Origin of the sequence: Arthrobacter sp. 2YAF22_2 (assembly GCF_052114645.1) — a bacterium.
In the GTDB taxonomy this organism is placed as follows: Bacteria; Actinomycetota; Actinomycetes; order Actinomycetales; family Micrococcaceae; genus Arthrobacter.
In genome coordinates this window covers 1-7,306 of sequence record NZ_JBFRFD010000146.1, presented here as the reverse complement: position 1 = coordinate 7,306, position 7,306 = coordinate 1, and the positions used below count along the sequence as shown (strand labels likewise).

Genomic DNA, 7,306 nt, shown 5'->3' with positions numbered 1-7,306 from the left:
GGGTTGTAGCGGCGCACGCGCAGCGTGACATCGAAGGACGGGATCTCCCCGCCGCCGCCGACGCCGGCGGGCAGTTCGATCTTGGAGGCTGGCTCAGCGAGTTCAGCGGTCATCTTAGTACTTCCTCACCATCGGCTCGTAACGCGTAAAGACCACCGGTTTGGTGGCAAGCCGGATGCCGGCAATCGCCTCGGCGGAACCGTCCGCCGGGGCGTGGTCATCCTTGTACGCCATGGAGTGCTTCATGAAYTTTTCGTCGTCGCGCTCGGGGAAGTCCTCGCGGAAGTGTCCGCCGCGGGATTCCTCGCGGTGCAGGGCAGCCACGGTCATGACCTTGGCGAGCTCCAGCAGGAAGCCCAGTTCCACGGCCTCCAGCAGGTCCAGGTTGAAGCGCTTGCCCTTGTCCTGGACGCTGATGCGCTGGTACCGCTCCTCGAAGGACGCGATGTCCGTGAGGACCTGGTTCAGCGTGTCGGCCGTGCGGAACACCTGCATGTTGGCGTCCATGGTGTCCTGCAGGTCCTTGCGGATCTGGGCCACCTTTTCGGTACCGTCCGAGGTGCGGACGTGGTCCAGCAGGTTCAGCGTGTACGCCTCGGGATCGGCGGGGAGTTCGACGTAGTCAGCGGTCTTGGCGTACTCCGCGGCGGCGACGCCGGCGCGCTTGCCGAAGACGTTGATGTCCAGCAGCGAGTTGGTGCCCAGGCGGTTGGAGCCATGCACCGACACGCAGGCCACCTCGCCCGCGGCGTAGAGGCCCGGGATGACGGTGTCGTTGTCCTGCAGGACCTCGGCGCTGATGTTGGTGGGGATGCCGCCCATGGCGTAGTGCGCCGTCGGGAAGACCGGGACCGGCTCCGTGTACGGTTCCACACCGAGGTAGGTGCGGGCGAACTCGGTGATGTCCGGCAGCTTGGCGTCGATGTGCGCCGGCTCCAGGTGCGTCAGGTCAAGGAGGACGTAGTCCTTGTTCGGGCCGCAGCCGCGGCCTTCGCGGACCTCGTTGGCCATGGACCGGGCCACAATGTCGCGCGGGGCGAGGTCCTTGATGGTGGGGGCGTAGCGCTCCATGAAGCGCTCACCCTCGGAGTTGCGCAGGATGGCGCCCTCGCCGCGGGCGGCCTCGGACAGCAGGATGCCCAGGCCGGCCAGGCCGGTCGGGTGGAACTGGAAGAACTCCATGTCTTCGAGCGGGATGCCGCGGCGGAACGCGATGCCCATGCCGTCACCGGTGAGGGTGTGGGCGTTGGAGGTGGTCTTGAAGACCTTGCCGGCACCGCCGGAGGCGAAGATCACGGACTTGGCCTGGAACACGTGCAGTTCACCGGAGGCGAGGTCGTAGGACACGACGCCGGCCACGCGCTTCTGCTTGTACGGGGTGCCGTCCTCGCGGACCGCGTCTTCCTCGACGGTCAGCAGGTCCAGCACGTAGTACTCGTTGTAGAACTCGACGTTGTGCTTGACGCAGTTTTGGTACAGGGTCTGCAGGATCATGTGCCCGGTGCGGTCCGCGGCGTAGCACGCACGGCGGACCGGCGCCTTGCCGTGGTCGCGGGTGTGCCCGCCGAAGCGGCGCTGGTCGATCCGGCCCTCGGGCGTCCGGTTGAACGGCAGGCCCATCTTCTCCAGGTCCAGGACGGCGTCGATCGCTTCCTTTGCCATGACCTCGGCAGCGTCCTGGTCGACGAGGTAGTCGCCGCCCTTGACGGTGTCGAAGGTGTGCCACTCCCAGTTGTCTTCTTCGACGTTGGCCAGGGCGGCACACATGCCACCCTGCGCCGCGCCGGTGTGGGAGCGGGTGGGATAAAGCTTGGTCAGTACTGCTGTTCGTGCGCGCTGACCGGATTCAATCGCGGCGCGCATGCCAGCGCCACCGGCGCCGACAATGACGACGTCGTACTTATGGACCTGCATACCAGATGCTCTTTCTCTCAAAATTCGCTGTAAAACACCGCCGGCCTAGCCTGCGCAGTGAGATCTCGTGATCCTGGCCGGCACGGGCAGGCAAGGATCAACGCCCGGAGGCCCGGACCGCTACGGAGCGGGGCAGAACCCGCCGGGCAGCTGCACGCCGTCGACCACGGGGCACGGGTTGAAGGTGAAGATCACCAGCGTGCCCAGGATGACGATCGCCGCGGCGGCCGCGTAGAGCACGATCTTCAGCCAGAAACGCGTCGCGTCCCGTTCGGCGTAGTCATTGATGATGGTGCGCACGCCGTTGGTGCCGTGCAGCATGGCGAGCCACAGCATGGCCAGGTCCCAGACCTGCCAGAACGGGTCGGCCCATTTGCCTGCGACGAAGCCGAAGTCGATCGCGTGGATGCCTTCGCCGACCAACAGGTTGACGGTCAGGTGTCCGAAGATGAGGACCACGAGCACGACGCCGGAAAGCCGCATGAAGAGCCATGCCAGCATTTCGAAGTTGCCCTTGGAGGAGCCGCTGCGGCGGTACTGCGGCGCGATCTTGCCGCCGGTGCCCTTGCCGCTGCTGTTTTGTCCACTCCTGCCGTGTCCACTACGTGGGGTTTGAATTTGGGTTGCACTCATGGCTTAGTGACCTCCGAAAGCGAGGGACAGGTGGCGGATGGAGAAGCCGACCATGACGACGACCCAGAGGGCCAGGACCGTCCACAGCATCTGGCGCTGGTATTTGGCGCCCTTCTTCCAGAAGTCGACGGCGATGATCCGCAGGCCGTTGAAGGCGTGGAACACGATCGCTGCGACAAGGCCCGTTTCACCCAGGGCCATAAGGGGGTTCTTGTAGGCACCGATCACCGCGGTGTAGGCCTCGGGGGACACACGCACCAATGAGGTGTCCAGCACATGGACCAACAAGAAGAAAAAGATCACTACACCGGTAACGCGATGTCCAACCCAAGACCACATGCCTTCACGGCCGCGGTACAAGGTGCCAGCTGGTTTTGTCGGCACTGAATAAACCTCCCTGCAACACAGCGGCGCTGGCATGGGATCCACGCGGGGGGAACGCCTGCTGCGAGAGCACTCGTAAGCTCAAGCCTAAATCTAGGCTTCGCTCACAGCTTATTCAATTCAGCGGATCGTTGGTGACGGCACCCCGCGCGGTTTTTGACCGGTTTTGAGACGAAGACCACATTCACTGGCTTCCGCTGTCTTTTTGCGTACGTGCCACCGCTGCCGGCCCTGGGGGTGCCCGGGGGTCCCCGGTGTCCCGGTGGGCGTCCCCGGTGGGGGACCCCGAGGCCGCGCCCGAGGGCGCACGGCGGGGTTCGGCTAAAGTAGCCGTGATGACTACTGACAATGTGACCGGCCACGACTCACCTCAGGGCGCTGCGGCGGATTCCCCGCTGGACCGCTTCATCGCGGTGATTCCCGCTGGCGGTGTGGGAACCCGGCTCTGGCCGCTGTCCCGGGCCGCCGCCCCTAAATTCCTGCACGACCTCACAGGGTCCGGCAGCACGTTGCTGCGCGCCACCTACGACCGGCTCGAGCCCCTCGCCGGAAATCGCGTGCTGGTGGTCACCGGTACGGCGCACCGCGAGGCCGTGTGCCGGCAGTTGCCTGAGGTGGCAGAGTCGGACCTGGTGCTGGAGAGCGAGCCCAAGGATTCGGGGGCGGCCATTGGCCTCGCCGCGGCCATCCTCTACGAGCGCGATCCGGACGCCATCATGGGGTCGTTCGCCGCGGACCAGGTCATCAGCCCGGTCGGGCTGTTCCAGGACGCCGTCCGCGAGGCCATCCACACCGCGGCCGCCGGAAAGATCGTGACCATCGGCATCAAGCCCACGCATCCCTCCACCGGCTTCGGCTATATCCGGGCCGGCGAGAAGCTGAGTGTGGCCGGCGCCCCGAACGCCCACACGGTGGTCGAATTCGTCGAAAAGCCCAGCGAGGAAGTCGCCCAGCAATACCTGGACAGCGGCGAATACGTCTGGAACGCCGGCATGTTCGTCGCGCCGGTCTCGCTCATGCTCAAGCACCTGGAAGCCAACCAGCCGGAACTCTTCGCGGGTCTGCAGGAAATCGCCAAGGCCTGGGACACCCCGCTGCGCGACGAGGTCACGGCCCGAGTCTGGCCCACCCTGCCCAAGATCGCCATCGACTATGCGGTAGCCGAGCCCGCCGCGGCCGCCGGGGACGTCGCCGTCGTGCCCGGATCCTTCCTTTGGGACGACGTCGGAGACTTCGCCTCCGTGGGCCGGCTGAACAGCGCCAAGGAAGTCGACGACGTCACCGTGATCGGCGAGGGTGCCCGGGTGTTCACCGAGGATGCCAGCGGCGTCGTGGTCACCGACACCAAGCGCGTGATCGCCCTGATCGGCATCAAGGACGTGGTGATCGTCGATACCCCGGATGCGCTGCTCGTGACCACCAAGGCGCACTCGCAACGGGTCAAGGCAGCGGTGGACGCGCTCAAGGCCAGCGGCGACACGGACGTTCTCTAGCGCTTCGGGTAGCGGCCTGCTTCGGGGCTTGTTCCGGCGGCAATCCGGGGCGCGCTGGCCGTAATGCACCGTCCGCGATGCCGCTATTTTTGGGACTCTCGCTACAGTGATTGTGTGCGCAATTACACTACTGAAGCTGAACCGACCACCCTGGTGCGGCCGTGGCTGGTGCCACTCCTGCCGGAGCTGATCGAGTTCCGCCGCGACCTCCATGCGCACCCGGAACTCTCCTTCAAGGAATTCCGCACCACGGACAAGCTGGCCCGTCGGCTTGAGGCTGCCGGCCTCAAACCGCGCCGGCTCGAGGGCACCGGGCTGACCGTGGATGTGGGGGAGGGGCCCATTGCCACCGCCCTCCGCGGCGACATCGACGCCTTGCCCATCATCGAGGAGACCGGGCTGGCGTTCGCGTCCCGCAACCATGGCGTGACCCACGCGTGCGGCCACGACGTCCACACCACCACGATGCTGGGCATCGCCCTGGTCCTGCAGCAGATGCACGAGTCCTCGCCGCTGGGCGGCACGGTGCGGATCATCTTCCAGCCGGCCGAGGAGACCATGCCCGGCGGCGCGCACGCCTGCATCGAGCAGGGAGTCCTCGAGGGAGTGCCGCGGATCCTGGCGCTGCACTGCGACCCCCGGATCGAGGTTGGCAAGATCGGCACCCGGATCGGAGCCATCACTTCGGCGTCGGACACCATCAAGATAGAACTGAGCGGCCGCGGCGGCCACACCTCACGCCCGCACCTGACCGAGGAACTGGTCTTTGCCCTGGCCCAGATCGCCGTCAACGTCCCGGCCGTGCTGTCCCGCCGCGTCGACGTGCGCAGCGGCGTGTCCGTGGTGTGGGGGCAGATTTCGGCCGGCTCGGCCCCGAACGCGATTCCCGGCAGCGGCTACATGGCGGGCACCATGCGCTGCCTGGACCGGGACGCCTGGCACAGCGCCGGGCAGATCCTCGACGAGGTGGTGCAGCAGATCGCGGCGCCCTACGGCGTCGACGTGCACCTTGAACACACCCGCGGCGTGCCGCCGGTGGTGAACTCCGAACACGAAACCGCGCTGATCGAGGCCGCCGCCCGCGCCGAAATCGGCGAGAGCTCCGTCGTGCTGACGCCCCAGTCCATGGGCGGCGAAGACTTCGCCTGGTTCCTGGCGGACCTGCCCGGCGCCATGATGCGGCTGGGCACAAAAACCCCCGGCGGCGAAGAGTACGACCTGCACCGGGGCGACTACATCCTGGACGAGCGCTCGCTGGGACTGGGCGTCCAGGTGCTCACGGCGGCCGCCCTGCGCACCCTCCGCGACCTCTGATCCACACCCCGGCTCCGGCCTGCGTCGGATGTCGGTCCGGTTGCCTTGCCGGGATTGCCTGCCGGTCTGCCCTGCGGCCCGCGACGCCGCGCGGAACCTCCCCACCCTTGAGGGCACGACGTCGGGACGCGCCGGCATTCCGGACCGACACGCCGTCGGCGCCCGGCATACATGGGGAATTCCGGCGCGTGCCCCCCGCGGACCCCTGCCAGGCCGCCGGAGGCGTAGGTAGGTGCGGGGCCGTTAGGTTGTGCACAATTGAATTGTGGGCTACCGTTATTGGGTGACTGAAACCGTTCCGCACAACCCCTCCGGATTGGATGCACCCCGGCTCGATGCTCCCCGTCTCGATCGCCAGGTGTGCTTCGCCATGTACGCGGCGTCGCGGGCCGCCACCGCTGCGTACCGGCCCATGCTCGACGAACTCGGCCTGACCTACCCGCAGTACCTCGTAATGATGGTGCTGTGGGAGGACCAGCCCCGCAGTGTCCGCGGGTTGGGCCGGGAACTCGGTTTGGATTCCGGCACCCTCTCGCCGCTGCTCAAGCGGCTCGAGTCGCTTGGGTTGGTGGAACGACGGCGGTCCGCCGCGGATGAGCGGCGCGTCGAGGTCTTTCTCACCGCGGCGGGCACCGCCCTCAGTGCCCGGGCCAAAGGGATCCCGCAGCGGCTGGCGGACGCCGCCGGACTGTCGGCCGCCGAACTGGACCAGCTCCGCGAGACACTCGTCCGGCTCACGGCCGCCCTGCACTCGGCCCACTGACCCGCCGGCAGACTGCGGTCCGCGGCTCCCCACACTTTCCTGCTCCCCAACAGATTGGAACCCCCGTGAAGACCCTCTATACCGCCGAAGCACTGGCGTCCGGCGACGGACGTGACGGCAACGCGCAAAGCAGCGACGGCAAACTCACCGTCAGCCTGGCGAGCCCGGTGGAACTTGGCGGCACCGGCGAAGGTACGAATCCCGAGCAGCTCTTCGCTGCCGGCTACGCGGCCTGCTTCCACTCCGCCCTGCGCCTCGTCGGCCGCAAGGAGCGCGCCGACCTGACCGATTCGGCGGTTGCCGCCAAGATCCACTTCGGCGCACTCGAAGAAGGAGCCGGCTACGGCCTCGCGGCCGAACTCGAGATCGCCCTGCCCGCCGTGGACCGGGAAACCGCCGAGGCCCTGGTGGCCAAGGCGCACCAGATCTGCCCGTATTCGAACGCCACCCGCGGCAACATCGCCGTGGACATCAAAATCCTGGAGGTCGCAGCATGAGCACCACCCCTGAGAGCACCACGCTCCCCACCACCACCCGCGAAATCCAGCTCGCGTCCCGGCCGCACGGCCGCCCCGTCCCGGACAATTTCCGTCTCGCCGAGTCGCCCCTGCCCGAACTGCAGGACGGCCAGGTCCTGGTCCGCAACCTCTATATCTCCGTGGACCCCTACATGCGCGGCCGGATGAACGACGTCAAGTCCTACTCCGCGCCGTTCGCCCTCGGTGCCGCGCTCGACGGCGGCGCCGTCGGTGAAGTGATCGCGTCCCGTTCCGCGGAGCGTTCGGTGGGGGACACCGTCGTGCAC

7 protein-coding genes and 2 pseudogenes are annotated in these 7,306 nt (G+C 67.2%); 5 read left to right on the top strand and 4 right to left on the bottom strand.

What is annotated here, in order from left to right:
• From AB4Y86_RS08100 to sdhC, 4 genes and pseudogenes are all read right to left on the bottom strand, one after another.
• Positions 1-113: pseudogene (locus AB4Y86_RS08100) on the bottom strand (succinate dehydrogenase iron-sulfur subunit); the annotation flags it as partial.
• Position 114: 1 nt separating this feature from the next.
• Positions 115-1,914 carry a succinate dehydrogenase flavoprotein subunit gene (gene sdhA, locus AB4Y86_RS08095; protein ID WP_441401721.1) on the bottom strand — a complete coding sequence of 600 codons (1,800 nt, stop codon included), beginning with the start codon at positions 1,912-1,914 and terminating at the stop codon, positions 115-117.
• 120 nt (positions 1,915-2,034) lie between these two features.
• Positions 2,035-2,547, bottom strand: a complete 513-nt coding sequence (locus tag AB4Y86_RS08090; protein WP_441401719.1) for a succinate dehydrogenase hydrophobic membrane anchor subunit — start codon at positions 2,545-2,547, stop codon at positions 2,035-2,037.
• Between the two features lie 3 nt (positions 2,548-2,550).
• Positions 2,551-2,931 (bottom strand): succinate dehydrogenase, cytochrome b556 subunit, encoded by a 381-nt coding sequence (gene sdhC / locus AB4Y86_RS08085; protein ID WP_138770013.1) that lies wholly within the window; start codon positions 2,929-2,931, stop codon positions 2,551-2,553.
• A 335-nt stretch (positions 2,932-3,266) separates the two neighbouring features.
• Between sdhC and AB4Y86_RS08080 the strand changes: the two genes are divergently transcribed.
• From AB4Y86_RS08080 to AB4Y86_RS08060, 5 genes and pseudogenes are all read left to right on the top strand, one after another.
• Complete coding sequence (locus AB4Y86_RS08080; protein ID WP_441401716.1) at positions 3,267-4,424, top strand: mannose-1-phosphate guanylyltransferase; 1,158 nt, start codon at positions 3,267-3,269, stop codon at positions 4,422-4,424.
• Positions 4,425-4,538: 114 nt separating this feature from the next.
• Positions 4,539-5,738, top strand: coding sequence for an amidohydrolase (locus AB4Y86_RS08075; RefSeq protein WP_441401715.1), 1,200 nt, complete (start codon positions 4,539-4,541; stop codon positions 5,736-5,738).
• Positions 5,739-6,108: 370 nt separating this feature from the next.
• Positions 6,109-6,501 (top strand): MarR family winged helix-turn-helix transcriptional regulator, encoded by a 393-nt coding sequence (locus tag AB4Y86_RS08070; protein ID WP_441401723.1) that lies wholly within the window; start codon positions 6,109-6,111, stop codon positions 6,499-6,501.
• 65 nt (positions 6,502-6,566) lie between these two features.
• On the top strand, positions 6,567-6,998 hold the full coding sequence (locus AB4Y86_RS08065; protein WP_441401713.1) for an organic hydroperoxide resistance protein: 432 nt from the start codon (positions 6,567-6,569) through the stop codon (positions 6,996-6,998).
• Positions 6,995-7,306: pseudogene (locus tag AB4Y86_RS08060) on the top strand (NADP-dependent oxidoreductase); the annotation flags it as partial. The gene AB4Y86_RS08065 and the pseudogene AB4Y86_RS08060, both read left to right, overlap by 4 nt.